Annotated in this window: 37 protein-coding genes and 1 pseudogene; 14 read left to right on the top strand and 24 right to left on the bottom strand. The window is 43.7% G+C overall.

Going from position 1 to position 26567, the window contains the following annotated elements; translation table 11 throughout:
- Positions 1-184 precede the first annotated feature (184 nt).
- The 6 genes from ACIFOD_RS16400 to ACIFOD_RS16425 all read right to left on the bottom strand — a co-directional run bounded on the left by ACIFOD_RS16400 (position 185) and on the right by ACIFOD_RS16425 (position 5146).
- Positions 185-1603, bottom strand: coding sequence for a bifunctional metallophosphatase/5'-nucleotidase (locus tag ACIFOD_RS16400; RefSeq protein WP_430315516.1), 1419 nt, complete (start codon positions 1601-1603; stop codon positions 185-187).
- Between the two features lie 51 nt (positions 1604-1654).
- Entirely contained in the window at positions 1655-1927 is a 273-nt protein-coding gene (locus tag ACIFOD_RS16405; RefSeq protein ID WP_430315517.1) for a PH domain-containing protein, read from the bottom strand.
- Positions 1928-2135: 208 nt separating this feature from the next.
- Entirely contained in the window at positions 2136-2678 is a 543-nt protein-coding gene (lepB, locus tag ACIFOD_RS16410) for a signal peptidase I (RefSeq protein ID WP_430315761.1), read from the bottom strand.
- Between the two features lie 223 nt (positions 2679-2901).
- The gene (locus ACIFOD_RS16415) at positions 2902-3834 is read right to left on the bottom strand and encodes a phosphotransferase family protein (protein WP_430315518.1); all 933 of its coding nucleotides are present in this window, start codon (positions 3832-3834) and stop codon (positions 2902-2904) included.
- Positions 3835-3888: 54 nt separating this feature from the next.
- Positions 3889-4500: a nucleotidyltransferase family protein gene (locus ACIFOD_RS16420; RefSeq protein WP_430315519.1), complete on the bottom strand. Its 612-nt coding sequence runs from the start codon at positions 4498-4500 to the stop codon at positions 3889-3891.
- Between the two features lie 139 nt (positions 4501-4639).
- Complete coding sequence (locus tag ACIFOD_RS16425) at positions 4640-5146, bottom strand: HIT family protein (RefSeq protein WP_430315520.1); 507 nt, start codon at positions 5144-5146, stop codon at positions 4640-4642.
- A 200-nt stretch (positions 5147-5346) separates the two neighbouring features.
- On the opposite strand from ACIFOD_RS16425, the gene ACIFOD_RS16430 reads away from it, so the two are divergent.
- From ACIFOD_RS16430 to ACIFOD_RS16445, 4 genes are read left to right on the top strand one after another with little or no spacing between them, the layout of a single operon-like run.
- Positions 5347-5877: a sigma-70 family RNA polymerase sigma factor gene (locus ACIFOD_RS16430; protein ID WP_430315521.1), complete on the top strand. Its 531-nt coding sequence runs from the start codon at positions 5347-5349 to the stop codon at positions 5875-5877.
- Positions 5874-6803, top strand: coding sequence for a hypothetical protein (locus ACIFOD_RS16435; RefSeq protein WP_430315522.1), 930 nt, complete (start codon positions 5874-5876; stop codon positions 6801-6803). The genes ACIFOD_RS16430 and ACIFOD_RS16435 overlap by 4 nt, the downstream gene beginning before the upstream one ends.
- A gap of 20 nt (positions 6804-6823) precedes the next feature.
- The gene (locus tag ACIFOD_RS16440; protein WP_430315523.1) at positions 6824-7657 is read left to right on the top strand and encodes an ABC transporter permease subunit; all 834 of its coding nucleotides are present in this window, start codon (positions 6824-6826) and stop codon (positions 7655-7657) included.
- Entirely contained in the window at positions 7657-8682 is a 1026-nt protein-coding gene (locus tag ACIFOD_RS16445) for an ABC transporter permease subunit (RefSeq protein WP_430315524.1), read from the top strand. Before ACIFOD_RS16440 ends, ACIFOD_RS16445 begins: the two co-directional genes overlap by 1 nt.
- A 44-nt stretch (positions 8683-8726) precedes the next feature.
- Here the strand turns inward: ACIFOD_RS16445 and ACIFOD_RS16450 are convergent, their stop codons facing one another.
- From ACIFOD_RS16450 to ACIFOD_RS16480, 7 genes and pseudogenes are all read right to left on the bottom strand, one after another.
- On the bottom strand, positions 8727-9164 hold the full coding sequence (locus ACIFOD_RS16450; RefSeq protein WP_430315525.1) for a hypothetical protein: 438 nt from the start codon (positions 9162-9164) through the stop codon (positions 8727-8729).
- A gap of 154 nt (positions 9165-9318) precedes the next feature.
- Positions 9319-9678 (bottom strand): hypothetical protein, encoded by a 360-nt coding sequence (locus ACIFOD_RS16455; RefSeq protein ID WP_430315526.1) that lies wholly within the window; start codon positions 9676-9678, stop codon positions 9319-9321.
- Between the two features lie 37 nt (positions 9679-9715).
- Positions 9716-9808, bottom strand: a pseudogene (locus tag ACIFOD_RS16460) (DinB family protein); the annotation flags it as partial.
- 6 nt (positions 9809-9814) lie between these two features.
- Complete coding sequence (locus ACIFOD_RS16465) at positions 9815-10192, bottom strand: hotdog domain-containing protein (protein WP_430315527.1); 378 nt, start codon at positions 10190-10192, stop codon at positions 9815-9817.
- A 240-nt stretch (positions 10193-10432) separates the two neighbouring features.
- Positions 10433-10912 (bottom strand): DUF4362 domain-containing protein, encoded by a 480-nt coding sequence (locus ACIFOD_RS16470; protein WP_430315528.1) that lies wholly within the window; start codon positions 10910-10912, stop codon positions 10433-10435.
- 56 nt (positions 10913-10968) lie between these two features.
- Entirely contained in the window at positions 10969-11166 is a 198-nt protein-coding gene (locus ACIFOD_RS16475) for a hypothetical protein (protein ID WP_430315529.1), read from the bottom strand.
- A 114-nt stretch (positions 11167-11280) separates the two neighbouring features.
- Positions 11281-11925: an SDR family oxidoreductase gene (locus tag ACIFOD_RS16480; RefSeq protein ID WP_430315530.1), complete on the bottom strand. Its 645-nt coding sequence runs from the start codon at positions 11923-11925 to the stop codon at positions 11281-11283.
- Between the two features lie 166 nt (positions 11926-12091).
- Here ACIFOD_RS16480 and ACIFOD_RS16485 point away from each other — a divergent pair, with 166 nt between their 5' ends.
- Complete coding sequence (locus tag ACIFOD_RS16485) at positions 12092-13033, top strand: nucleoside hydrolase (protein WP_430315531.1); 942 nt, start codon at positions 12092-12094, stop codon at positions 13031-13033.
- A 7-nt stretch (positions 13034-13040) separates the two neighbouring features.
- Here ACIFOD_RS16485 and ACIFOD_RS16490 read toward each other — a convergent pair whose 3' ends face one another.
- A complete protein-coding gene (locus ACIFOD_RS16490) occupies positions 13041-13619 on the bottom strand; it encodes a CBO0543 family protein (RefSeq protein ID WP_430315532.1) in 579 nt (192 codons plus the stop codon).
- Positions 13620-13797: 178 nt separating this feature from the next.
- A complete protein-coding gene (locus tag ACIFOD_RS16495; protein WP_430315533.1) occupies positions 13798-14412 on the bottom strand; it encodes an HAD-IA family hydrolase in 615 nt (204 codons plus the stop codon).
- A gap of 137 nt (positions 14413-14549) precedes the next feature.
- Here ACIFOD_RS16495 and ACIFOD_RS16500 point away from each other — a divergent pair, with 137 nt between their 5' ends.
- The 3 genes from ACIFOD_RS16500 (at position 14550) to ACIFOD_RS16510 (ending at position 15810) form a co-directional block, all read left to right on the top strand.
- On the top strand, positions 14550-15332 hold the full coding sequence (locus ACIFOD_RS16500; protein WP_430315534.1) for a CPBP family intramembrane glutamic endopeptidase: 783 nt from the start codon (positions 14550-14552) through the stop codon (positions 15330-15332).
- Between the two features lie 30 nt (positions 15333-15362).
- Complete coding sequence (locus ACIFOD_RS16505; protein ID WP_430315535.1) at positions 15363-15545, top strand: hypothetical protein; 183 nt, start codon at positions 15363-15365, stop codon at positions 15543-15545.
- A gap of 79 nt (positions 15546-15624) precedes the next feature.
- Positions 15625-15810, top strand: coding sequence for a hypothetical protein (locus ACIFOD_RS16510; protein ID WP_430315536.1), 186 nt, complete (start codon positions 15625-15627; stop codon positions 15808-15810).
- A 180-nt stretch (positions 15811-15990) separates the two neighbouring features.
- Here ACIFOD_RS16510 and ACIFOD_RS16515 read toward each other — a convergent pair whose 3' ends face one another.
- Positions 15991-16359, bottom strand: a complete 369-nt coding sequence (locus ACIFOD_RS16515) for a YkvA family protein (protein ID WP_430315537.1) — start codon at positions 16357-16359, stop codon at positions 15991-15993.
- Between the two features lie 159 nt (positions 16360-16518).
- Between ACIFOD_RS16515 and ACIFOD_RS16520 the strand changes: the two genes are divergently transcribed.
- Positions 16519-16845, top strand: a complete 327-nt coding sequence (locus ACIFOD_RS16520; RefSeq protein WP_430315538.1) for a YnfA family protein — start codon at positions 16519-16521, stop codon at positions 16843-16845.
- 95 nt (positions 16846-16940) lie between these two features.
- Entirely contained in the window at positions 16941-17510 is a 570-nt protein-coding gene (locus ACIFOD_RS16525) for a DUF6434 domain-containing protein (protein WP_430315539.1), read from the top strand.
- A 149-nt stretch (positions 17511-17659) separates the two neighbouring features.
- Here the strand turns inward: ACIFOD_RS16525 and ACIFOD_RS16530 are convergent, their stop codons facing one another.
- The 3 genes from ACIFOD_RS16530 to ACIFOD_RS16540 form a co-directional block, all read right to left on the bottom strand.
- Positions 17660-18088: a hypothetical protein gene (locus ACIFOD_RS16530; protein WP_430315540.1), complete on the bottom strand. Its 429-nt coding sequence runs from the start codon at positions 18086-18088 to the stop codon at positions 17660-17662.
- A 57-nt stretch (positions 18089-18145) separates the two neighbouring features.
- Positions 18146-18853 carry a TIGR02206 family membrane protein gene (locus tag ACIFOD_RS16535; protein ID WP_430315541.1) on the bottom strand — a complete coding sequence of 236 codons (708 nt, stop codon included), beginning with the start codon at positions 18851-18853 and terminating at the stop codon, positions 18146-18148.
- A 118-nt stretch (positions 18854-18971) separates the two neighbouring features.
- Positions 18972-19805 (bottom strand): SDR family NAD(P)-dependent oxidoreductase, encoded by an 834-nt coding sequence (locus tag ACIFOD_RS16540; protein WP_430315542.1) that lies wholly within the window; start codon positions 19803-19805, stop codon positions 18972-18974.
- A gap of 112 nt (positions 19806-19917) precedes the next feature.
- On the opposite strand from ACIFOD_RS16540, the gene ACIFOD_RS16545 reads away from it, so the two are divergent.
- Positions 19918-20877, top strand: coding sequence for a helix-turn-helix transcriptional regulator (locus tag ACIFOD_RS16545; RefSeq protein ID WP_430315762.1), 960 nt, complete (start codon positions 19918-19920; stop codon positions 20875-20877).
- Between the two features lie 98 nt (positions 20878-20975).
- Here ACIFOD_RS16545 and ACIFOD_RS16550 read toward each other — a convergent pair whose 3' ends face one another.
- The 4 genes from ACIFOD_RS16550 to ACIFOD_RS16565 all read right to left on the bottom strand — a co-directional run bounded on the left by ACIFOD_RS16550 (position 20976) and on the right by ACIFOD_RS16565 (position 22949).
- Positions 20976-21659, bottom strand: coding sequence for an MBL fold metallo-hydrolase (locus tag ACIFOD_RS16550; protein WP_430315543.1), 684 nt, complete (start codon positions 21657-21659; stop codon positions 20976-20978).
- Between the two features lie 75 nt (positions 21660-21734).
- A complete protein-coding gene (locus ACIFOD_RS16555; RefSeq protein WP_430315544.1) occupies positions 21735-21968 on the bottom strand; it encodes a hypothetical protein in 234 nt (77 codons plus the stop codon).
- 161 nt (positions 21969-22129) lie between these two features.
- Positions 22130-22525 carry a VOC family protein gene (locus ACIFOD_RS16560; RefSeq protein WP_430315545.1) on the bottom strand — a complete coding sequence of 132 codons (396 nt, stop codon included), beginning with the start codon at positions 22523-22525 and terminating at the stop codon, positions 22130-22132.
- Between the two features lie 52 nt (positions 22526-22577).
- Entirely contained in the window at positions 22578-22949 is a 372-nt protein-coding gene (locus tag ACIFOD_RS16565) for a PH domain-containing protein (RefSeq protein ID WP_428975340.1), read from the bottom strand.
- 180 nt (positions 22950-23129) lie between these two features.
- Here ACIFOD_RS16565 and ACIFOD_RS16570 point away from each other — a divergent pair, with 180 nt between their 5' ends.
- A complete protein-coding gene (locus ACIFOD_RS16570) occupies positions 23130-23891 on the top strand; it encodes a DUF3891 family protein (RefSeq protein ID WP_430315546.1) in 762 nt (253 codons plus the stop codon).
- 59 nt (positions 23892-23950) lie between these two features.
- On the opposite strand, the gene ACIFOD_RS16575 is transcribed toward ACIFOD_RS16570, so the two are convergent.
- Complete coding sequence (locus tag ACIFOD_RS16575) at positions 23951-24991, bottom strand: zinc-binding dehydrogenase (RefSeq protein ID WP_430315547.1); 1041 nt, start codon at positions 24989-24991, stop codon at positions 23951-23953.
- A 228-nt stretch (positions 24992-25219) separates the two neighbouring features.
- Between ACIFOD_RS16575 and ACIFOD_RS16580 the strand changes: the two genes are divergently transcribed.
- Together ACIFOD_RS16580 and ACIFOD_RS16585 are read left to right on the top strand one after the other, a co-directional pair.
- Entirely contained in the window at positions 25220-25912 is a 693-nt protein-coding gene (locus tag ACIFOD_RS16580; RefSeq protein WP_430315763.1) for a GntR family transcriptional regulator, read from the top strand.
- 2 nt (positions 25913-25914) lie between these two features.
- Entirely contained in the window at positions 25915-26532 is a 618-nt protein-coding gene (locus tag ACIFOD_RS16585) for a sterol desaturase family protein (RefSeq protein WP_430315548.1), read from the top strand.
- The last annotated feature ends 35 nt before the right edge of the window (positions 26533-26567 follow it).

Consider the following 26567-nt stretch of genomic DNA (forward strand, 5'->3'; position numbering starts at 1 on the left):
TTAGGGGGCTAAATAGATATATTCCAGGAGGGTATAAAATTTTTATAAATGAACAGACAAATGAACCTACAATGAGGCTTAAAAGCACATTTCAAGCCCAAAAGCGGTTATTTTATCAAAAAAAAGCAGATTTCCATCTCAAAATGACGAACTCAATAAATGTCCCGTCCTGAACCTCAACCATCTAACGATTGACCATCACTGATCTATCCCGGCCGGCTCTTAAATAATTCATAAATACATCCTTCACCATCTCCGTCTTACCAACCTCGATCAACTTATTCCCTTTCACCGACGCGTATCCACATACTTCTTCGTACAATAACGGAGACCCTGTCCCTACCTTGTAGACCTTCTCTTCCACCAGGCTTTCTCCATTCACTTTCACATCGGAAATTACGTCGTCATGACGACTCCACGTAACTCCAGAGAACCCTAGAGCCCCAATCGGGATCCCGTGTGGCCTGAATCCATTTCCGTATACCTGCTTGGAGGTAATCTCCCCATTAAAACTATCCTCTATCAATCTCGCAATCTGTTCACCCTTTAGCTCCATCAACACAGGAGAATGCATGCTTTTGCATCGATTGTACACATCCCCCTTCGTCACATCGCCGGATTGCAGGCCTTCATCCACAGCGGCTCCCCCATACATAATGCCGATCTCCGCCTTCCAATAGTCCCGAACAGCTTCAGCCATGAACTGAATGATATCAGCATGAGCAAGGTCTTCCCTCATCGTGTACAATACCTCAGACAGAAACTCATTCGTTTCCTCACGACCTTTTTCTAAAATGGCTTCCATGCTGGCATCGGCTTCGGACTCGGAAGTGATTTCAATTAATTTCCCTTTATACGATTCAATTTTATAAAGACCATTCTCGATATGTACATCCAATTTCAACTCCCCGACATATTGTCCATGAGACCCTGCTTGAACAATCACGACACCTGATTCCACAACGGGACGTTGAAGCACTGTATGAGAGTGAGCTCCCACGATCACATCGACCAGGCCGCTGACTTCTTTCGCCATCTCCATATCGGCACCATAGCCCAGATGGGATAGAAAGACGATGACATCTGCACCCTGAGCTTTTAAGTCCGCCACCGCTTTTTTGATGGCTGTAAGGGTTTCCAGATTCCTGAATCCGTGCTTGTTTTCATAAAGATCCCCGAATTGATCGGTCGCTCCAAATAATCCAACCTTCAAACCGTTATCCACTGTCACGAGGAGCGTTTCTTTCATCCCGCCGATGACTGTCCCATCACCCTCTACAAGATTCGATAACAACCACGGCACACTGGTCTCCCGGCTATGCTTTCGTATCAACTCCGGTGTCGATCGCAGCAGCTCATTATTCCCCACAGACATCGCATGATACCCCACATCCGCAAGCATCTCCAAATGCATATCGCCATTCGTCGCCAGGCACTCATTGATGCTCATATCCAAATGATCCCCGCCATCCAGCAATACATAACTTTCCCCTTGCGCTTTAAGCTCACTGACACGTTTCTTTATGTAGGCAGCCTGTCGTACGACCAGATCATAGTTTCCGTGAAGGTCGTTGGTGTGAAGAATGGTGATGGTTTTGTTCATGTGTATTTCCCCCTGTTTAATTGTTTACTTAACTCGATGTCCGCGCAGTAATCAGGACCGTACTCTTTGACTCCCAATGTACGACAATATCTTCTCTTTCAAACCCCCATTACTCGTGAACAAAATATACGTTTCTGAGCTTGTTTGAATCACGACTCTATCCGTGTGTCCATATGGATAACCTATTCTCATTGCTGTTTTCACTTCACCGCTATATGTATCATCATCTCGCACTTCTTTAATATCCGATAATGGAATATTGATGTTACTCAATTGCCACTTAATATTTAAGTTATCGTCAATTTTTGATACCTTTACTTCCATATCTTACACTCCTGTCTTTATTCACATTTAAGAAGATTCCGACAAATCTTTTCAGATTTATGGATCATCATTGGTTCTGATATTCATTTATTAAATAGCATAGCCTCCATAATCTTCATGTCTGATCGCGAAACCTATTCGGTAAATAGCTCGCTCCTAGTACTAGAGAAAAAGCTATTACGAATTTATAGCGTCTTTCCAAAATAAACTACTCCCCAACAATCCTCATATCCTTAAGCGGATAAAACACAACATTCGTAGTGCCAACAATCTCCTCCATAGGAATCGCGCCAATATGCCGGCTATCCTTGCTATCCCTTCTGTTATCCCCCATCACGAACAGATGACCTAGCGGAACGGTCGATTGTCCGACAGCCGTTTCCTCCAAGGTAAAAGGCATGGTCAAGTCACCCTGTACATTCTCTTTTTGCTCATCCAGGTAAGGCTCCTCATACGCTTTCCCGTTTACGTATAGCGTGTCCCCTTTATACTCGATTGTATCTCCAGGAAGGCCGATCACGCGCTTAATATAATCCTGTTCCTCATTTGCATGAAACACAACGATATCAAACCGCTCGGTGTCCCCTAATTTAGACACAATCATCCGTTCCTGGTCCTGCAGGGTCGTATTCATGGAAGATCCCTTCACCATGATAGGAGTGACCAAGAAGCTACGGACAATAAATACAACGACTAACGCGATCACCAAAGCTTTCACCCATTCTAACACCACATTTTCCTTTTCAACCACGCTCTCCATCCTCTTTTCTTTCCTAATAATGAGCCATAGCACCTTTTACACTGGCTGCCCATTTAACTTTTTCTTACATACGTTTGAATCCGGTGAAAGTTTCATTTATTGGAAATTCATAAAAAAAGCTGAAGGTCAAATGACTTAACTGAACTCCAACTTTGGGACCGTCCATTTATCATGTACAATCCTTCGTTTCCTCATCTTTTTTTCTGATCGGATTCTATAAACCTAACTCTTCCTCCCTTACCCTATTAAGCTCTCCAATCTTAAAATCTATCATTCTTTGTATCTCTTCTTCCATTGTATATCCTTGAAAATACTTCTCGATTTCCCAGGCCAGCATCATGGTGGTATGGTCTATGTATAGATAATGATAATCCCGCCTGTAATCTTCATCCGAAATATGGAATTGTTTGTTTTTGAGACATTCATGATAAGTGGCCTTCACGAATTGAATCCATTTTGAATCATACAGGTCCTGCACCAAAATGGTGATGTCCCTTAGAGGGGAGGCGACAGTTGTCCACTCCCAATCGATGAACCAAACCTGTTCATCCAGAATAAAGATGTTCTCTAAATGAGGATCTCCGTGAGTGAGGACTAGGGGACTCCTTGGGTTGTAATGTGTTACATCCAACTGATCATATGAATCCTTGATGACATTTATCCAATCTGAATTCATCCATTGGCTCCTCGAACGCAAACGAGTCAATTGGTCCAAGCACCAATCCCTCCATTCAGAAGTGACTCGGTGAGTGGGCAGCTCGTTGGCAACTAATCGAATGGTAGAACTATGTAATACTGCTAACCTCTCTAATATGCTCACTATTTGTTTTCTTTTATTTCGATCGGATAGTCCCTTAAATTCTTTTTTTAGAGGTGATTGCAAATCCCGCATAAGGATGGCTTGAGGAGGAGTATCCCACACGTCAACGTATTTACTGAAGGGCTGAATATATTCCTTTGCCTTCGAATAAATCTCTACTTCGTTACTTCGATCAGCTGCGAATTCCTTATATACATAACGAGACCGTCGGTGATCTTCATCCATGACTTCGATTCGATAGATGTTTCCTGCATGAGCCCCTTCAATTGTCTGCATCTGAAGCAGCTTCAATTTTCTCTCCACTAACCGTCGCTCTAAGTGCTTCAATCAACATCCTCCTTTTTTAAATACGCTCACATTACGTTTAACTCAATAATAGTATCAATATTCCGACTTTATTCCGCAGAAGTTCATATACTCAGCCTTCCTTATATGATGAACCATAATCCCAGGCCAAGTCCCCTTCCAATCCTTCTTCCTGATCCTCTCTTCATAAATGGAAACCCGCTTTTCCGTCTCTCTAAAAAAAGGAGTCGGCTTTACTTCCATATTGATCACATCATCCAGTCCACATGGAGCCGTAACAACCAAATGACCTTCCCTGTCCAACTTCACTCCAAGAGCAGTCACTGTCTCAGGAAATTTCGAAATCGCATCTTTAGAAGAAGTATAGGGCGGAAGGTCGTTTACAAAATGCATCCTTGCTTCATTCTTAACTGACCAGGGGATGGAAGGCATGATGGTTCGTAATTCTCTTTCTAACCTTTTTTCAATTTCTTCTTCACAATTTCCTTTGTCATAATAGATGACATCCACATCTTGAATATGGGTTCTCTCTTTATATCCATGGAGAGTATCCCATATTTTCGAACGTATAAAACCAGCGCATATCCACCAATCGGGTAGATCCAATGAGCTTGCAGTCTTAATAATCTCCATCATTCCAGGGTCGTTCTCAATTAACTTGATCACATCTTCTTTATTTTTCAGCAACTAAAAAATCCTCCTCTAATAAACCGAACGTACATTCTAATTATAACATAGTAAAAGGGATAATATCCCATTACGTACTGGCCGTTTAAGGAAAGAAAATTTTGGAAGCTGGTCCTTTAGCAGGCTATTCCAATGAAATTTATTCATTCAAAATTTTTTTGCTGGGATTTAGTTCCCGAGTTAAAGAATGTATCGCTTCCATTACTTTTTCCAAGTTTTCCTCATTATTCATCTTATTTCTTGCATGCAACAATACCGGTCTGACCGACTCAACAGAACGCCCGAAATCATACATCCAGTCATATCTTGGAACCATCCAAGTGTGAAAATGATGAGTGGTGTCTTCGTTGTAGAAATAATAGACATATTCGATTCCGAGAATTTCTCTTTGAGCTTTTCGGATCGTGGTTAACACATGTATGTAATCCAGTTTCTCCGCTTCTGATAATTCATCGAAGCAAGTGATATGTCTTTTTGAAGCCAAAATGATCAGCCCTCTAATGGGATACGCCACATCCTGATGGGCGTGGAAGTATTCTGTTTCCAACACAACACCTCCATCAGGCACCACTAACCCGCTTGTTAAAGCACAACTCAAACATTCCACGTTCACAGTTTTTCCATTTGATAATGTGATTTCTCTCATACATCTTCTCCTTCCATCTACACATACTTGTTCAATTCCTAGAATTCTATTAAGTACTTCTCTCACAAAGCAATTCCCGCTCCTTAAATTATGGTACCATTTTTATACATCCAAAATAATGTAAAATTTATTTGAACCAAATCCCAATTTTTCATATCTAATGATAAACGGCCTGGAAGTACGTAGGAGGTGTGGGCTTTTTGCCGGATAACAAACTCATCAGGAAAGCGAAAATAGGACATCATCCATCATTTATTAAATTGATGAAACAATATGAACAATCCATGTACCGTGTGGCCAAGGGAATTTTAAAGAAAGATGAAGATTGCGCCGATGCCATCCAGGAAACAATCTTAATCTGTTTCAAGAAAATTTCTGATTTACAGGAAGAGAACTATTTCAAAACGTGGTTGATTCGAATTTTGATCCATGAATGTTATTCCTTGCTGAACAAACGAAAAATGGTCATACCTGTCCGGGAATGTCACGAATGGGATAAGACGGAAATCGATTTGAAGCTTTCGGTGCAGGAAGCCGTATCATCATTGAACGATTCTTTACGAACGGTGACCACACTTTATTACTTCGAAGACCTGACCATCAAGGAAATAGCGGAAATTGTGAACATACCGGAAGGAACCGTGAAGTCCCGGTTATCTACGGCGAGACAGCAGTTGATGACGTTTCTGGATGAAGAACAACCCCCGTTGAAAAGGAGTGCCTGGAAATGAAAGGAGAGCAGTTTGACTCGAAAATGAAAGAACTATTTCAAGATGAGCCACTTCCTTCTACTGTCAGAAAAAGAATAGACGAAACGTATGACAGAATTGAAACTGAAGGCAGGAAAAAAAGGCGTTTTTTTTCGTTACCCTTAAGGAAAGGCATTAAGGCCGCGCTGATCGGTGGAGGACTCGTTACCGTTTCCACTGTGGGAGTGCTTGCTTCACAAGGGTTTCAGCTGTTTGATTCAAATGGGGAAGTGGTCATGGAATTGACTCAGTCTGATTCAGACATCAAAGAGTGGGATGCCGGGATAACCGAGTCGTTTAAAGAAAAAGTGAAGCCCGGTGAAGCCCTTATTTATTATCAAGTAAGTGACTATCCCGAGAAAAATTTCACGGTCTACAGACAGCCAAGGAGATTTACGGATTTTCAAACGTACCGTGACTCCATTCACCATGCTTATATCCCAAGTGCAACCCTTCCTTTCGGCTTCAGATTTGATAACGGGAAAATGACCGTCGATGCAGAACAAGGTCAATTTAAACTGGCAGAATCTGAACTTTATGCCAAAGCCCGACACAGCGATAAAGAAATCCTCGCCAAAATAGTGGAGGTAGAGGAAAAGGACGATCAAATCGTGACCGTGACCGAATATCGAAATGAAGAGACCGAAGTCTTTGTACGGAGCTCCTCCAAGGTGGAATTATACGAAAATATGCCATTGGATGACGGCGAGCTGGTCATTACCAAAGTTAAACTGAAGAGGCATGATGCCTTTTACCTTAAACAGGAGAGGGGCGAATTTCCTTATCAGTCCATCTTATGGATCAAGGAATATGACGGAGAGAAGATCATGTATGAAGTGCTCACCTATTCTCTTGATGAAATGACGAAACAACAGCTGATTGAAATCGCTGAGAAGATCGATACATAAATAAAAAAAGGAGATTTAGTATGAAAAAAGCAGGATCATCCATCTTACAAATCGTGATGATAGTAACCGGTATCTTTGCCATCAGCCTCCTTCCTTCCATCATCAATGAAGTATGGCAGATTCTCTCGGGGTTCTTTTCCATCGCAAATTTAGTATACATCAACCCGATTTCCGGAGTGAAAAGAGAGCTTTTCCCATTCTTTTGGAACGCTTATGAATATTCACTTATTGTCTTTTTTTCAGCATTGTTTCTTTCCTTGTTGATCGCCATCGTCGTCCTGTTCTTCTACTTCCTGATCGGCAAGCCCTTTCAGCTAGTGATTGATTCTATCTCCTTCGTCTTCAGTTCACTTCCAGACATTTTCATCATTGTGGGAAGTCAGCTGTTCGTCGTATGGCTGTTCAAGAAGACCGGGGTTTTTATCTTCGACTTTGTGGCACTGGGAGAAGACAGGGCTTATGTATTGCCGATTCTTTGTTTATCCCTCCTTCCGACCATGTATTTCATCAAGACCATGACCGTTCTGATGAATGAGGAATTTGATAAGCAATATGTAGAGCTTGCCAGGAGCAAAGGATTGTCTTACTTCCGCATCTTAATCATCCATGTGTTCCGGAACACCATCATCAGTCTCGCTTACCACGGTAAAAATGTCATGGCGCTTATGTTGTCCAACCTACTTATCTTGGAATATTTATTCAACATGCTGGGAGTAACCACTTTCTTGTTCTCTTATAATACTCCTACCCTTTTTGCCGTTACATCGATCCTGCTGTTCATCCCGCTTTATTTATTTTTGAAAATGGTTCAACGAACAGCCAATTCCATTACAGGTAATGAGGTGGACTTATAATGTCGAGGGTCATCAGACAGCCCCTGTTTATTTTAGGATTTCTAACAATCTTCCTTATTACACTTGCAAGCATTATTCACGCGACCCATTTTGATTCAGCCATCCCTCAGACTGAATGGCTGAAAGACAGCGAAGGGAATATGATTGCCGGGGCTCCATTAGAACCGGCCAAAGACTATCCTTTTGGAACAGATAAATATGGGAACCACATGCTTGAAAAGCTTCTTCAAGGGGCCAAATATACATTTGGAGCCACTTTTTTGACATCTCTTCTTGGATTTTCACTGGCTTTTCTATCGGGAACCCTTCTTGCCTTTTGGAAGAAACAAGGATCGAAGGCCATGGTGAAGGGAATGTCATCGTCTTTTTATTTTGTGCCATTATCCATCATCGCTTATAACATCCTTCATCCGGTTCTTTGGGAGCCACCTGAAGGGTTTGCCTACTCATTAACCGGAAGAGTCATCTATGAAATCATCATGCTGGCCATTATCCTCACCCCAACGACCGCTCTATTGATTGCGGATGAAACGAGGGAAATCTTAAAGAAGGAATTCATCGAGAGTGCGATCACACTGGGGGCATCCCCCTTTCACATTTTCAAGAAGCATGTGATCCCTCACCTGCAGCCAAGACTCTTCATCATTTTCCCGAGGATCGTCGTTCAGGTACTGCTCATCATTGCACATCTTGGCATCTTCCAAATTTACTTTGGAGGAACCTCGGTTTGCTACGATATCTATTGTGACCCACCCATGCCGATTGCCAACGAATGGTCCGGACTGCTTGGCATGTATATCAAGCAGATCAATTATCAGTGGTGGCTTGCCATCGGACCGTTAGCCTGCTTCACCATCTCCATCCTGGCGGTCAACAGTATGGCAGCCGGAATTGAAAAAGGACTTACCCCGGCAAAAGTATATAGCAAAAAAATCAGATCACAGAGAAAAAAGAGAGCAAAATCCATTCAAGGCACAACCTACACGGTGGATTCCCGGGACTTCAAGAGAGTCTCGAACGGATGAAGCAGAAAGGGAATTCCATATAGACCGGAGTTCCCTTTAAACATCTATAACGGCTTTTCTACTTTCACCACAAAACTGGTTAATTCTTCTTCATCCACCGTCACGTCAATCATCCAAAGCCCTTCTCTTCCAAGGGCGAATTTCGCACCACTCCTGTGATTTTCGATTCCCCATTCATAGAGATGAATCGTTTCATCGGTTTCCTTATGAGTAGCTAACATCACATACTTCTTTCCATTAACGTCCGCTGAATCATCCAGAAAATAAACATCATACTGTCTTCCCTCACCAAAAGGAAATTCAGGTTCATTCGCTTCACCGTTAACTTTGGTGATTCCAAACACACCCTCAGTCCCATACAGAGTTACGTTTTCATGTTGAAAGGTTTCTGATTCCTTCCATTTGGTTTCATCCTTTTCTCCGCTGCAACCAGAGAGAATCATACCTACCAGAATGACTAGTGATAAAAGTTTCCTATTCAAACAAAACAACTCCCTTTTCCGATCGGGTATCACGACCTCTTGAGAACTGATCCATCCTTCCCCACATTACTGAACATAATGATTCCATAAAAACAAGCGGATGGTAATGAGGAATGAGTGTGAATTGATTTTCAATACACTCTCCTCCTTCACACTATCTCTTAAGAGTGAACTCATCCTCTTTCCCATCCCACTGAATCACGACATGAAATTCATCGTCTTCATCAGGCTTGGCACAACCGGAACAAGCTGTTGAGCGTGTAAAAACTTTCCCGTTCACATTGATTTTCCCACTACTATCCCCTGCACGGGAAGTGATGTAATATTCGATCTCCCCTATGCTCTCTTCCCCGGTATATCCAAACATAAATTCCCCATTTTCACTGTTTGAAGTCTGATTGCTGATATAACTTCCTTCCCAATAATCTCCTTTCCCTTCAAAGGAAAGCGTTTTTTGCTGACATCCCGTTAGTAAGGTAACAACGGTATAGAAGGTCATACTAACTAGCAGCATCCTTTTCATCCTGTTCACCCCACTTTTTCTACTCCCATCAATCCCGTGGCAACATCTTTCGTATCATCCTTATCTGACCTCTATGATTGATTTCATCCTCGTATACGTGAAACCAGATAAAATAGTGATTAAGGGATTAAAGTATTACCCCAGAAAATCCCCCTCTTAAAACTTCTTTTTCTTTCTGATTTCTGCATAAAAAAGTGGCCCTGATCGCTGTTCTGCCTTTATCTGTTCTTTCATATTTTTCAATTTTCACTTCGCACAATATGGTATCACCAGTAAATACCGGTCTTAAAAACTCAAAGTTCATCTCACGGGCCAATACGTTATGATCTCCACCTACTTTAGTGGGCAGGGTAGCGGTTAACAAGCCTTGAACCACTAGTCTTCCTTGTTCATCCTGCGTTAAATGATGAATCCCTTCATCACCTGAAATTTCGGTGAACAATTCAACATCTCTTTTATTAAAAGTCCGTTCAAAGCTGATGATATCTCCTACTTTTAATGTCATTTTCATCCCCCTATAGGATATGTGTGAAGTTCCTTTGCTCAGAACCAGTAAGACCGTTACCTATTAAACCACCAGACAAAAAATACACTCACTAAACCAATAAAACAAATAAGTGCGAATACGTGACTCCTCTTCGTCTTCTTTTTCATAGAATTTGCAGCCACTATGTCACCTGCCAAAGCAACTGATATGGCTGGCCCATGTCCAAAAACCCATTGTCACACCTCCAAAAGTGCGGAACTAATCCTCTATAGCTGTCGATAATATAACAGTATCCCCAGTAAAATTACCTGTACATTGCTTCAAAATATACTGCTTCTTTTGACCCTCTTCATTCGTCACCACATTTTCACACCGGTATTCTTCAATGAATTCCTCATCTACACTGCGATAAACGTGGACACCATCCCCATTATAGGTCAATTCTTCAACCACTCTCTGTCCCTCAATCCCATAATGGATCACATTGATTTTTGCTTTTTGTTTATCTTTCAACTTATCAATAAAGGTGTCTAAAGCTTCTATATTACTGATGTTTCCATGTTCATTGATTACTTCTTCTACGTTCGTTTGGGAGACTTGCTCATCATCTGAGAATCCATCCTTGATTATTTCTCTCGCCTTATCACCTTGAAATACAAAGAACGCAACGATTGCTATCGTGCACAAAATGATACTTCCGAATAGCAATGAAGGAATGAATCCTTTTTTCTTCGTCATGCTATGTCCCCCTTCACCATTTTAGTGAGAAATTCCATTGGTATGTAATCCTATTTCTACTCTCTGAATTGTTTATAATCATCAACATAGAAAGCCACATAGCCGCAGTTCGAACAAACGGCGGCATTAGGTTTTGCCGAAACTTTATTGAATAAACCTTTCCATTTTTTACTTATCTTTATCCCATACATGACACCTTCAACATTGACGTTACAGCCTTTTACCATTTCACTTTTACAATGAGTACATTCCATTTGACTCCCCCTAGCCTTACTACCAATTATTTCAAAACTGAATACTAATCACAATCTTTAATTTTCACAAAAAAAAGAATGACCACCCTCAAGGTGATCATTCCTTCTTCTCCATTATACGTTTCGAACAGCCTCTTCAATCCCATCATTTCCTGAAATCAAATCGAAGCCTTTATTAAATGTACGTTTTTCTCCCAGGCTCGCTACGATTGTGCCCGCTACATCTTCACGGGGAATCGATGCTCTTGATAGATTCTCACCTGCGGTCACCTTCCCTGTACCCGCTTCATTCAATAAACCGCCCGGGCGGATGATGGTATAGGTTAATCCGCTCTGTTCCAGTGCACGGTCGGCAAAATGCTTCGCCACATAATACGGCTTCAAGGATTCGTTCCAGTTCTCACGATTGTGAGCCTGCAGGGCACTTACCATGATGAACCGGTCGATTCCTGCCTGCTTGGCTGCCTCCATCGTTTTGACCGCTCCGTCTAAATCGATGAGCAATGTTTTATCCGCTCCCGTGTTACCACCGGAGCCGGCTGTGAATACGACGGCATCGGCACCCTTCAGACCCTGTGTAATCTCCTCTACCGTTCCTTCCAAATCAACCAGTGAAGATTGGACCCCATCCTGTTCAAAGGCCCGGGCCTGCTCTTCCTTTCTCACAATGGCCTTTGGCGTATGCTTGCTGCTTTCTTTTAAGAGCCCGATCACTTGCTTCCCGATTTGTCCATTCGCTCCTACTACTGCTACGTTCATATCCTCATCTCCTTATTCCGATGAATTTGGTATGAATTCATCTTCACATGTTTCGTGAATGATGACAAATCATCTGTTTGGGCAGTACGTTTCATATTAATAGAATAATCCTTCTTTTCTATTGATACGTTATATAAACACATCATATTGATTAGGAGAATGACGGATGAAGAAAATCATTTTGTTTGCGGATCCCGGCATTGATGATTCCATTGCCATCATGTACGCCCTGCTGAACCCTGACATTCAGGTACTCGCTATCGTATCAAGCTATGGGAATACATCCAAAGAGCAGGCAACGGATAATATCGCCTACCTGCTCAAGCTTGCCGGGAGAGAGGATATCCCGATCATCGGGGGAACCAATAGTCCATCCTCTGGGGAAATCCCCACCTACTACCCTGAGATTCACGGACAGGAAGGGCTCGGACCCATCAGACCGCCTGAGAGCTTTTCAGGTGAACTCACCAATTTCTCAGAACTCTACAAAATCATCAAGGACCAGGACGATATCACAATCGTTGACGTAGGGAGAAACACATCCCTTGCCTCCCTTCATTTGTTAGGTGAAAATATCGTCGAAGACATCAAGGAATTTTACATTATGGGAGGCGCCTTTATGGTTCCCGGTAACGTGACCCCGTCTGCGGAAGCGAACTTCTATGGCGATCCCATTGCCTCACAGGTGGTGGTCAGGGATCTGAATAATCTTTACATCGTTCCCCTGAACGTCTCGAACAAAGCCATCATCACCATGGACCAGATCCGTTACATCCAGCAGATGTCCGATAACCCATTGATCGAGATCATGGATGAAGTCATGGAATACTATATTGAAGCCTATAAGAAGCTTGTTCCCGGTATAAACGGTGCCCCCATGCACGATGTCGTGACCTTATCCCTGATGGTGAACCCGGAGATGGGGCAGTCCATCAGAAGGGAGGTCAACATCTTGTCCACGGGAATTGGAAAGGGAACGTCCATCGCGGATTTCAGGCCCAGTTCCAAGCCGGCTGAAAAAAACATCAACATCTTCCTTGACTTGGACTATCCAAAGTTTGTCGAGGATTTCATCAATGTCATGGGAAAAGCAGATGGAAGACCCTGAAAGATCTTCACACCCGATTAAGAGCTTTTTTTTCCAAATAAACAAAGACATTCGTGATCCATTTCGCAATCAGACCGACCACCACGTAGGCAATGAATAAGGTGAAATAATTCGTCCCATCGCTCATTTCAAACAGACCTATCGCAACAAGCAATGGCTTGAAAGCAAATGCAAACACTGCACTGAGCAGCAACATGAATAGATAGTAATTCTTATGATGGTTTAATGTAAACTGATACATGAGCATGTAGGCAACGGGGACCAAGGATACGTCCAATGAAACCGAGCTCGCCAGCACCGGGAAAATTTTATATGGATAAAACCACTTCACCATGTTGGCTCCTATCGCATCTACGTATGTAAAGAAAACATGAACATTATATCCATAGAACCCTAAAAGAAGGGCCTTTCGCTTATCTATTCTAAAAAGAAGCACGATCAAAGGAAGAATAAACAATGCAGCCAATACCCAAAACGGCCAGGTGGCAAAATCAGAATATTGCTGCCAATAGCTGGTCCACATTTCGGTTTGATTCTCCTGGATCTCCTTTAAACGGCCAAGCATGGTCTGCTGAGATTCACTCATGGTACTCACTCCTTTTAACGTATATACTATAGTATGAGCATGGATGGGACCGATTATGTTTTTTCAGTATAAAAAGCGGGTCATCTTATAGGACGACCCGCTTTTCTTATTAACCATCGATGCTTCATCCTCTGCAGCCAATGAACTCAACCACAAACCAATCATCGTAGTTCAACCCTCAAATGATCGAATACAATTCTTCCACACTCGTCACAACATAATCAGCATGAGGGTTCTCTTCCATCTTATCCGTAAAAAAGCAGGAGCTGATCCCGGCATTCTTCCCCGCTTCCAAATCCAAATCCCGGTCCCCAATCATGATCGCTTCGGAATGATCGATATGATGGGTTCGAATCAGGTGCTGAATGGCGTTAGGGCTCGGCTTCCTCTCAAACCCGTGCTGGGAGGTGATGAAGTCAGAAAAGTATCCTGTCAGCCCATAACTCTCCAGCATCTTGATCGAAGACTCGCCCCTGTGGGTGTACAAATAATTCCTTCTGCCAGTGGAATGAATATATTTACAAAGCTCCACGATCCCCTCAAAGGGCTTGGACAAATCGAATTCCACTTCTTTTCTGCGTGAATCGTAGGCTGTGATAAACTCGTCCCCGATTCCGTACTTCTCTCCATAATGATTGAAAGCATATGTCATCGATACCTTCATATGTTTCGTAATTTCCTCCAACGGCTCTTCGATTCCCTGTCTTTCAAGCGTTTCCTTGAAGCTTCCCGCCATCACGGGATAGGTATCAAAAAGAGTGCCATCGAAATCCCATATGATGTGTTTGTACATGGTCATTTCTCCCCCTTATGTGAACTATTCTAATTTTACCACAAGCCTCTCTTTCTTCGTCTATCCTGAAAAAAGGACTCATGCTTAATAGGAAAAATATGCTAAACTAATGGTAAAGAACAACCAAGGGGGACCCCATGATCCGTTCACGGCAAACGCTTTTCCTCATAAGTTCGGCCGCCCTGTTTTTCGCAGGGATCATTCTTCTTTCCTATCGAACATACGCCTGGGGACTGCTGCCGCTGCTAGGGCTTCTCATCCTCTATCTCGCTTCCAGAGTCAACAGGTCCGTCGTGTCCTTATTCCTTTTCTTCCTTCTCGGATTACTACTGTTTCAATTCGCAACCGGCTGGATGAACGAATGGGATATTTCAAAAGAAATGAAAATCGTATTGAACAGAGCTTTCCTTCTATTGATATTGATGTCTATTACCGTCTCACACCTGATATCAAAAGAAAAGATCCGTTTTCATGCAAGATTTCCGGTTTGGAAAAAGCGCATCTCCATGCCTTCTCATACCATTTCACTGCCCTTATTTTTACTGATTGGGCTGGCAGGATCAAGCACCATCTTCATCCCCCTCATCTGGTCACCGGGAATCAGTGAGGTGAAATCATTATTGCTATTCGCACTTGGATTTACCATCCTGAACGCTACCCTGGAAGAGCTCATCTGGAGAGGCGTCATGCTGTCATCGTTGAAACGAAACGTCTCCGTCCTTTATGCCGTTACGGTCACAAGCCTCGGATTCGGTCTATTACATCTATCCATCGGAATTCCGCTACATCTCAGCCTCCTCTTTACTTTTGGTGGACTCTTCTATAGCATCGTGGTGTTAAAGACGGATAGCATCTATCCTTCGATTTTGTTCCATATGGTGATGAATATGGGGATGGTGTTGAATGGGTGGATTGTGTGAACCATAAATGGAGTTAGGGAGGTGAGTGTCATGGAACTCTTTTTAATTTTCATCAGCGTAATCGTCCTTATCTTGCTTCTATTTATCTTCTATATTATCGTTGAGCGGGCCATTCGAGACGGCATTAACAACTCGGTCATCGGACGATACCTCGAAGAAAAGCATGGAATCAAAGAACCACAGGGGGACGAGGATTTATTTGACGAAAAGTAATGGAGGGAGATTAATCACTATCTCCAATCAAAATATGGTACTATTAATTAACAATAAATGGAACAAAGGAGAAAACACGATGAAATACCTTAAATCCTTTTTAGTCTTCGAATGGATCACGATCATCGGGGCTACCACGGTCCTCTATACACGCTGGGACTTCCCTCTATCTATTTGTATCGGAATTGTGGTACTTGGAGTGATCCTTACGCTTTATTTCACGAAAAAATATGAGCCCAAAAATGAGAAAGTGAACGAAATGTAGTGGATATGGGGAGAAAGAAACCTCACTTGACTATAAACATCATCCCCAACACACTTCATCCCGTACGTCACCTTGGTCAATAGTGGACACGAAGTCTGTATCCAAAAAAAAAGTATCATTAACATTTACGTCAATGACACTGAAATCTTCACTGCTTTTTATTCTTCCCGACTGATCTCCCTACAACTTCCCATCAACCTCAGAAGTATCCACATCATCCCCGAACCAGTCAGTCAACTTAGCCTTAGCCTTCGCTTTCACCTCGTCATCGATATACATTGCCACCTGCAATAAAGCAATACCCAGGGCACCAAAGTCGTCTGTGAAACCAATCCCTACTGCCATGTCCGGAATGAAATCTGTCGGAAGGATGAAATATCCAAGTGCCCCGATGATGATCATCTTCGACTTCTTTGGAACATCCGGCTTTTGCAGGACAAAATAAAGAAGCAGCGCCGTATACACGACGGAATGTCCCGCCTTCAAGCCGTACCTTTTCAACTTACTCCAAAACTTTTCCTCTGAATAATGTTTCTCGGTATTATCCATTACTTCCACCTCCAGTACGAGACGAACGCCCATCTCTTGTTCCTTTTATTGTAGAAGGTTTGGTGGAAATAGACAAATGTTTGGAAAGGTGGATTTTAAACCTTGGCACCGAAGTACGTTATAATCCAATTACATAAACTTATATAGGATGTGATCCACATGTTAAATGCCATCATCTTATTCGTCCTTGCCGGGGTTGCGGAAATCGGCGGAGGCTACCTCATCTGGCTATGGCTCCGGGAAGGAAAACCACTCTCTTGGGGCCTCGCCGGCGGAATCGCCCTAGCCCTGTACGGCATCATCGCAACCTTCCAATCCTTCCCTTCATTCGGCAGGGTATACGCCGCTTATGGAGGGGTGTTCATAGCGCTGTCCGTTCTATGGGGATGGGGGATTGATAAGAAGACACCTGATTTGTATGACTGGGTGGGAGCGGGGATTTGTTTGGTTGGGGTTGGTGTGATGTTGCTTGGGCCTAGGCAATAAGCAACTATTTCAATCAGGGCGACAGTAGTTTATATGGACAAACAGGAACACTCGTTCTGAAATGGATGTAAATGGAATTTCAGGAGCTGGTATGATTGAGACCCTCATTAACAAAGAATACACCCGTCCGAGCGTTTAAAGAGTATTACTGGTTAAAGGAAGAGCTGCAAACATTTAGCCGGGCCAACGGAATCAGTGCTTCTGGTTCGAAGGTAGAGCTATCAGAACGGATTGAGACCTTCCTGGAGACAGGCGAAATCAAAAAGCCTGTTAGAAAATCAAAAGGAAACCGGAAATCAGTACCTAAAGTAGCATTAAGTCTTGATACCCTCATTACAGAACATCATCGCTGCAGTCAGGAAGTGAGGGCACTTTTCAAGTCGGTCATTCCGGAATTTCATTTCTCGACCTATATCCAAAACTACTTCAAAAACAATACAGGTAAGACCTATCGTGATGCAGTTGAAGCATGGTATGAAGAAGAAAAACGAAAGAAAACCCCTTCATACAAGAAACAGATTGCACCGCAATTCGAATACAATCAATTCACCAGGGACTTCTTTGCCGATCCCGACAACAAGGGCAAGATCAGAGTCGATGTCATTGAAGCCTGGAATGAAATCAAGAAGCTTCCTGGGAGTAATAAATATGTAGCTGGTAAGTAACGTGAAGAAGGTCCGTCCCTCAAAATAGTGTGTACCCTTTGTATAGGACGACTTAAAAAAGCCTAGGCAGCTTTCTGAACACGGTCAGCATGCCAAACAACCTGCAAGGCTCACCAACTGGTGATGGTTGGTGAACCCTTTACATTGAGCTATTTCACTTCCACCGAAAACACATAATTCCCGTTTCCCCGCTTCCAGTTTGCCAGTATATGATAAACATATACCCCTTCGTCTTTTGGAACGACAATGTATTGATCCTTTACTTCCACTTTTTCTATTTGCTCCTCACCCACCCATTGCTCCACTTCCAATGCTCCGGGTTGCTTATTAAATTTCACTTTAATCTTTTCGTTTTGGGATACAACGGTTGGTTGGTGTTCCTTCCCCATATCTAACACACTTGTGTACACCTTATCCACGCACTGAGCTCTTAAAATACCATCCCAGCAAAAGGACCCTTGTGTCGTAGGAATACTGGTTTCTCCTGCTGAAACTGCGGGTGTCGGAGGCTCAGCACGGAACGGCTGCAAAATAAAATAGACGATTGCGATCACTGCAATGATATTACTGATAGCCAACATCTTTCACACGGTCCTCACCCCTTTTCTACACTAGACGAATCAATTAGAAAAGTGTTACCCATTCACCCTCTCCCGCTTCATCAGGACCCCCATCGGAAGATACGTCACGAAAAACACCACAAGTGCCGCAATTTCCAGGTTGATATAATACATGACACCCGACCCGAAAAAGGAAAGGATCGTTTTGGATTCCGTCGGATTGGCTAAGTAAAAGAAGTTCGTATCGAGAAGAAGATTAAGAAAGAAAATCGGCAGGGCGAGAAGATTGACCATCAGGAAGCCGGTCCATACAGCTTTTCTTGGCACCCGGTATCCCTCATACACGATGAAATAAAGGACGGACCAGGCAATGGCTGCATGATGGAGGAAGTATTTCAGAAAACGGTAATGAGGAAATTGGTAAAACATTTCAGGTGTCACCATGCTTAAGATCGGTGGAAGCAACCCGATAAAGAACAGTAAATAAAAAGCTTTCTTATTCGGTTTCAAAAACAAATAAATCGATACGAATGTACTGATGGAACATAGCTGCAGAGGCAGGTCACCAACCTCCCACTGTCCCGTTGCCACGAGCCAAATATGCCATGATAGCTCGCTTAGGACTAAGATTCCAAGTAACGTCCACTTGATGATCGGCTGATAAGGTTTCAGGAGTCGTTTACCATAAATCAGAAAAAAAGATAAAGCCACAAACATCAAAAGCACAGCAATATGCGGAACAGAAAACAACTCGAACGTACGCATCTCTGTCACCGAAAACATCATGCCACCCCTATTCCTTTTGAAAGTGGTTATCATGAATAGTCTATTCGGCTTATAGGTTGATTAAGAATGGAGTTTACAAATAGAAAAAGCCCCCTTTAAAAGGGGGCTCCCCATCCTACATCGTAAACGGCGGAATATAACGTCCATCCACATCCGTGAACTCATACTCCTTCGCCAGTTCCCCTGCTTTTAACACCTGTCCCGTCTTCTCCATCACCCCTGAATCCATAGCCAGCGCCGTGATGGCACGTCCAATATAATAAGGGGTCTCCGATTTCCTTAAGTCTTCCGATTCCTGCCAATGTTCCTCATCCACCCCCATGTGCTCGAGTACAAGCTCCGTCCTCATAAATCCAGGTGAAACAGCAAGGACCGCGATATTATCCCCTTTTAATTCTTCTGAAAGTCCGTACGCCATGCGAACGAGAGCATTCTTCGCCAGATCATAATAAAACTGTCCAGTGTACTTGCCATCATCCCAGAAGGTCGTGTGAATGATGAGGGCTTCTTTATTCTCACGGAGTAACGGGATGGCAAAATGATTCGTCGCCAGTTGAGCCCGCACACCGGCCGTGAACATCGTATCCCAATTGGCAAGCGGCAACTCCCAGAAAGCCCCCGGGTTAACCCCGATGTCGTGCGCTCCCCACACATTATTGATCAGAACATCGAGCTTTCCCTGTTCTTCACGAATTTGCCTGATGACCGATTCCGTTTCCGAATCAACCGTATGATCACAACGAACCGCGATCCCCTTTCCACCTGCTTCTTCGATTTGTGAAGCCGTGTCGTCAATCGTTCCAGGAAAGCCTTTCGTGGAATTCCCTTTCGTACTTCGTCCCGTGACATAAACCGTTGCGCCGGCTTTTCCCAATTCAACGGCGATCGCACGGCCCGCTCCCCTGCTTCCTCCCGTTACGAGAGCAACTTTTCCAGTCAAAGATTTCATTCATCCCATTCCTTTCCTCTACAAGATACGTTTATTATACGATCCTATTCTTGACATCCACTGTCATATTTAATTAAATAAACTTAATAAATTCAGGAAAAAGGTGAAGCAGATGAGAGGCGACCGACTGGTATCCATCCTAATATTATTACAAGCAAATGGCCAAATGACCGCAAAAGAATTGGCTGAAAGATTGGAAGTTTCAGAGCGGACGATTTATAGGGACATGGACGCCCTGAGCGGAACAGGGATACCCGTGGTGGCAGAGCGCGGGAAAAACGGAGGCTGGTCATTACTCGAAGACTATCAGACAGATTTGACCGGGTTGAAAGAATCGGAAATCCGCACGTTGTTCGTGTCACCTTCATCCCAGCTCCTTGACGATCTCGGCTTGACCCGTACGTCCGAGGAAGCCCGGAACAAACTCATCGCCGCCCTTCCATCTATCTACCGTGAAAACGCGAAAGACGTATGGAACCGCATCCATATCGACACAAGTTCTTGGAGGAAGCAGAAGGAAAAAATAGCCTCCTTTGAAGTCATTAAAGAGGCCATTTGGAAGGAACAGAAACTTAGGATTACCTACCAGCGTGCAGACGGAAAAACAGACGACCGCATTGTGGGACCACTCGGACTCGTGGCGAAGGGTGATCTCTGGTACCTCGTGGCTTCCAAGGAAAACGGAGACATCCGAAATTACAAGGCCTCCCGTATCCTCTCCGCCGATTCTTTGGCCGGAACGTTCGTAAGACCCCAGGGATTCGACCTGGCTCAGTACTGGACATCCTCCACTCAATCCTTCATTAAACGGCTGCCCTCTTATGAAGTGAAAGTCGAGGTCTCTCCACTTGCTTTATCGAGGCTGACATTCACCGGACGCTTTGCCCGTGTCCTTGAGATGGGGGATAGAAACAAAGAGAACTGGACACCGGTGACCCTTTCTTTTGATACAGAAGACGAAGCAAAGGGGTATATCCTCGGTTTTGCCGATCAGGTAAGAGTGATTGAACCGAAGAATCTTCGTCAAAAGATACTAGAGATGGCAGAGGCGGCTGTTGCCTTTCATCGATAATAGACTTGAATCATTAGAGGATTTCATCTTGGTCAGGACAGAGAAAATCGTACAAAAAGAAGGGATGGGCATCTACTTCCACCCACCCCTTCCACTCTTTATTTATCCGCATCCCCAATAGTGATTAACTCTTCAAGGAACACGTCAAGATCCCCCACTAACACTCCGCCATGGCCTGTACACATCACGTCCGGCTCGTATTCCTGCATGATTCTTAGTCCGTTCAGAAATACCGGTAAGTCCAACTTTGCAACTCCGCCACCTTGAAGATATTCAATCCAGGCATGTCTAAGATCGTCCCCTTTTGAAACAAGCCCTCCATCCGACAAAGGATCCCCAAAGAAACAGAGAAAATCCCCTGTAAACAGAGTTCTGGTGGGCCGATGAAAGAAAATCACAGAACCAGGAGAATGATAGCCGACTCTGGTGTATTCGTAATCTCCTATCGTTCCCCTATCAAGGAGCTTCCCGCTAATGGAAGACGCCACCGGCAACGTCTCATCAGCATGAATGACCTTCCTTGCCTTAGTAAATAACGGCGCTCCTCCCACATGATCCTCATGACCATGGGTGACGAGCATATGCTTTACATCGTCTGACGTTTTCCCAATTTTATTTAAGGCGTGCTGGAGAAACACCACGTGCTCCTCTTTACACGAATCGATCACTGTCAATCCAGCTTCTTCCTGAATCAAGTACGAATTATTATATGAATTCCATTCAGCATCCCAAACCGCCAATACAAATATTTGATCGTTCACACGTTCTAATAGATAATCCACTGTCGCTTCCCCCTCTGATCTCTACTTGAATCAATTCAACAAACAGGGGGGATTTTCCTTTTCATGATGAAGAAGTTAGTAGATAAAGCCTTCGATGGACACCAGGAGCAAAAAAGCAGATACGCCAAAAAACAGATAGCTTCGATACGACTTCCGGTCCTTCTGGAGTTCTTCCGCCCCCATGATCACCATGAGGACCGCCAAGCCTGCCATGGTAAAAGGAAGCAAATCGTTATTATCCGAAATCAGCCCATAGAGGGATAAACCCAGAACGATGATGCTTGTCGTCATTCTTATTTTTTTAAGCATAGTTGTTCCCTCGTTTCGTCTTATACAAGTGAAGTTCTTCTACATCCTTATTTTACCACATCCACCAAACCCCCTGGATCCTTACTATAAACAATAAAAAGGTGCCTAACCTCTATTTCAGGTCAGACACCCATCCATTCGCTAGTAACCTTCTACCAACCCTACTTCGCATCCTTATCCGGCTGATGAATCCCGAAAATATTTCCTTCCGTATCCACATAATACCCCTGCCACGCCATTCCAGGCAGAGCATACTTCGGCATCGCTACCTTGCCGCCTTGGTCAAGAATGAGTTTCTCCGTTTCATCATAATTCTCTACGCCCATCGTACATGAATACCCGTTCATCGGTTGATTCGGTTGTGGCGGAGGACTTTGACGCTGCATCAACGCACCATTGATCCCCATCTCATTTTCATCCCCTGTCACCGCCCCAAAGTAAGGCATTCCGGCGAATTCACTCCAGTCTTCGAACTTCCAGCCGAATACTTCTCCATAAAATGTCTTTGCACGTTCCATATCATCCACATGTACTTCGAAATGTACTAATCTTCCCATTTGTTAACCTCCCGAAATATCTATTATTTTTAATACAGCCTTGCCTTTACTGTTAAGAAAGGAGGGCATCTGCGATCAACTTGTCAAACTTTCGAACATCGATCCCCTTTTTCAGCTTCACTTTAATATGACCAGCTCTCGTCCACAGCTCAACTTCTGCGTTGACATCAAGAAAGCTGCCAGCATTCTCCGTCGACCACATATTAATAGAAGAATACGGAAGTGAATAGATTTCGACCTTCTTCCCAGTCAGCCCCTGTGAGTCCCTGACGATTAATCTCTTAGTGGTGAAAATCGCACTATCCCGAATCGTCTTATACGCAGCAACCGCCTCTTCTCCTTTAATCAAAAGTTTCTCTACGTCATCTGGAATCGGACACTCCGACAGCAATGTCCATTCCAAGATCCCCGTCGTTACAGCCATTCATTATACCCCCTGAAATTATCATTCACTTTATTCATTTCTTTATCGTCAGAAAAAACCCTTCTTTTTTTCCAAAAGAAAACATTCCACGCACTTTGCAAGGGAATCGGTGAATCAGAGAGATCGACTTTGCTATAATGAATTCACAGACAAATCCAAACAGAAAGGAGTCCATCCATCATGATCATTCGCGAAACCAAGGATTCATTTATCATGATCAGGCAGCATGACCACGCCTTTTTATCAGGCGAAACCACCAAGCACTTTAAGCCGTCTCTACTAAAATCAGATTCATTCTTTGACGATGCCTTATACGCAGCCTATCAGCACGACCGGAGCTGGATCGGTTTGGACGACACTCCGATCTGGAATGACAGGGAAAAGATCCCCTTCACCTTTTCAGACTACCCCCTCCTGCCAAAGCTCGCATTCTACAAAATCGGTGTGGACGAGATTGAGAGGGTGAACACCTATGCAAGTCTCTTGTGCAGCCTGCACTTCTGCTCCTTCTTTTCCCAATCTAATAATAAAGACTGCCTCGTTTTTTTAACAGGAGAAGCCAGAAGACAAATGAGACTTAAGGAGTCGTTCCCTGACCTTGATGAAGAATTACTCCAACAGCATTTCCGCTTACTGCAATTCTCAGATAATCTGTCCTTATATCTTTGCCTGAATGAGCCGGGAGTGGATAAAGAGGATGAACATCCGTGGTTCAAAAATGGATTTCAGAATACAGAGATGTTTCATCCGGAAAATCAGCCGCTTATGGCCCGGTGGGTGAATGAAAAGGAAGTGACTCTTGATCCTTATCCTTTTGACAAGGACCTCCACGTATCGTTGAAGTACAAAATGGTAGCCAAAAGCCTGATTCAAGAGGTGGGGATTGCAGAGGCTTATGAGAAGGGCGCTTTAGATGAAACAGTGATTTTCTTTCGCCGATAGTTTCGAAAAAAAATAGAAAAACATGAGGACGACTTGCTCCTCATGTTTTTCTTGAAATACTATTTTTCCGGAAGCAAAAGGATCTTTCCCAGTTTTCCTGAATTCTTGAAGTACGTTTGTGCTTCTCCCGCTTTTTCGAGAGGATAGGTACGATCGATGACCGGCTTGATCTTACCTGCAGTGATGGCGTCAAGCATCCGTTTAAACTCATCCCTCGTTCCTAATACCGATCCATATAACGTGATATGTTTTAAATAAACGGTCCTAAAATCGAGTTCCGTTTTCTGTCCCCCGGCCGAGCCTGATATACAAAACTTCCCGCCATTCTTTAAAACGTTTATGGATGTCGCAAACAACGCATCCCCGACTACGTCCAATACTGAATCCACCGGACCTCCATTGACTTCTACTATTTCATCGGCAAGGGAAGGGGACTTATAGGATAATACATGAGTCGCCCCCAGTTCTTTCATTCTACCTTCTAAACCCATGTCTCCTACAATCGCAATCACCTTCGATCCAAATACGTTGGAAGCGATTTGAACATTCAATGATCCTACACCGCCATTGGCACCGGTCACGACGACAGTCTCTCCTCGCTTAGCGTGGATCTGCTCCACCATATGCCATGCTGTCAATCCGCTGACAGAAAAAACGGCACTTTCTTCATATGTAGGGAGAGGCATATCATAACAGAGTTCTAACGGCCAAACGACGTATTCAGCATACCCTCCATCATATTCGGAACCAATGAACGACATATCCTCTGAAATATGCTCATACCCCTCCATGCCACTTGAAGTGAAAGGAAACAGAACGACATTATTGCCGATCACCGTCTCAGAAACATTGGAACCTACCCCTACGATTTCACCTGTTATATCGGATCCGGGAATTCTCGGGAACTGAACACCTTCAGGACGCCAGCCTGACTTCTCCCCTGTTCCATAAGCACCTTCTCTCATCCAAATTTCAGTATTGTTTATGGCACATGCCCTTACCTTTACAAGGACTTCACCTTTTCCCGGAGTCGGGGTCGAAATATCAACGACTTCTAACTTGTCGATTCCTCCGTATCCAGTGACTTGAACAGCTTTCATCATACTCGCCCTCTCTTCTATTCAATCTTCATGGTTAGTTTATACCCTTATTGAGAAGCCATACAGACTGTTGTTTATTTCTATTAACTTCCCTGAACAACCTTGGTGAAAACATAAAGAATTCCACACACCACAATAAATTTCAGAATTAATTGACAAATAAACCACGTTAGAACATATAATGGTATTACCATATATAAAATTGGTATGACCAATCGGGAGGTGTACATTCCAATGAAAGAACGTTCATCAGACATCATCGCCGGAAAACTCATTCAATCCATTTTAGAAGGGCACATCAAGGTTCATGAATCACTGCAATCAGAAAGAGAATTGGGCACCCGTTTTCAAGTGGGAAGACCTACCATCCGGGAAGCACTGCAGCGGATGGAACGGGACGGCTGGATCACGGGACGGAAAGGGATGCCCGCTGTTGTGAACGATTATTGGAAGCAAGGGAATTTAATGACGATCGTGAATATCCTCGAGCACCAGGAAGAAGTACCCGATGAATTCATCCATCATATGCTCGAGCTGAGAATCTCTTTGACACCCACCTATTTCAGGGATGCCCTCCACCATCACAGGCTCAAGATCATTACACTCTTCGTCCCTCTTGAAGAGGTGCAGGACGATGCGCGATCATATGCGGATTTCGACTGGCAGCTGCAGCAAAGCGTGGCCAAGTTATCGGCGAACCCCATCTATCTCCTCATCCTGAACAGCTTCAAAGACTTCTATAAGAGGATGGCGGAGAAATATTTCAGCGAGCCGGATCATCGCAAAGCTTCACGGGACTATTACGAAAAACTGTTGGACTTCATCTTAAAAGGGGACATCGAAGAGGCAGAGCGCCTCATTAAAGAAATGATGGAAACCAGCTTACGGTTGTGGAAACAAAAAATGAATGGGGGCAGTTGAGGATGAAAGAAAATCGATTGTATCGGGATTTCTTCTTACACTTTGATATTTTGGTCATGGTAGGCATCTTTCTTATAGTAATCGCCTTTTTGATGACCATGGAGCTTTCTTTATACGCCTTCTTATTTTTTGCCATCGGGATCGTCGCCTACATGTTCAGTGAATACCTTACCCACCGCTTTGTCTTTCACATCAAGTCACCGAAGAACGCTTTTCTTCTAAAATTGATTAAGCGCCTGCATTACGACCATCATAAAAAACCGAATGACCTGAAGCTCCTGTTTTTACCCATTTGGTACAGTGTACCCAGCCTGTCCATCCTATGTCTGCTATTTTACTTCGTGATCGGCTCGATCTCAGCCACCCTTGCCTTTGCCACCGGCATTCTGTTCATGTTCTTTGTCTACGAGTGGAAGCACTATGTCGCCCATCGCCCCCTCAAGCCGAAAACACGATTCGGAAAATGGCTCAAAAAGACACATATCCTGCACCATTACAAAAACGAAAACTACTGGTACGGGGTGTCCACGCCTTTCGTCGATGCTTTGTTCGGTACCTTGAAGGATGAAAAGGATGTAGAAACGAGTCAAACTGCGAAGGATTTGGAGAAGAGGGCGTAAAAAAAGTCCAATCGGGTTGATCCGATTGGACTTTT

The organism is Rossellomorea sp. NRS-1567, assembly GCF_050467885.1.
Lineage (GTDB): Bacteria > Bacillota > Bacilli > Bacillales > Bacillaceae_B > Rossellomorea > Rossellomorea aquimaris_C.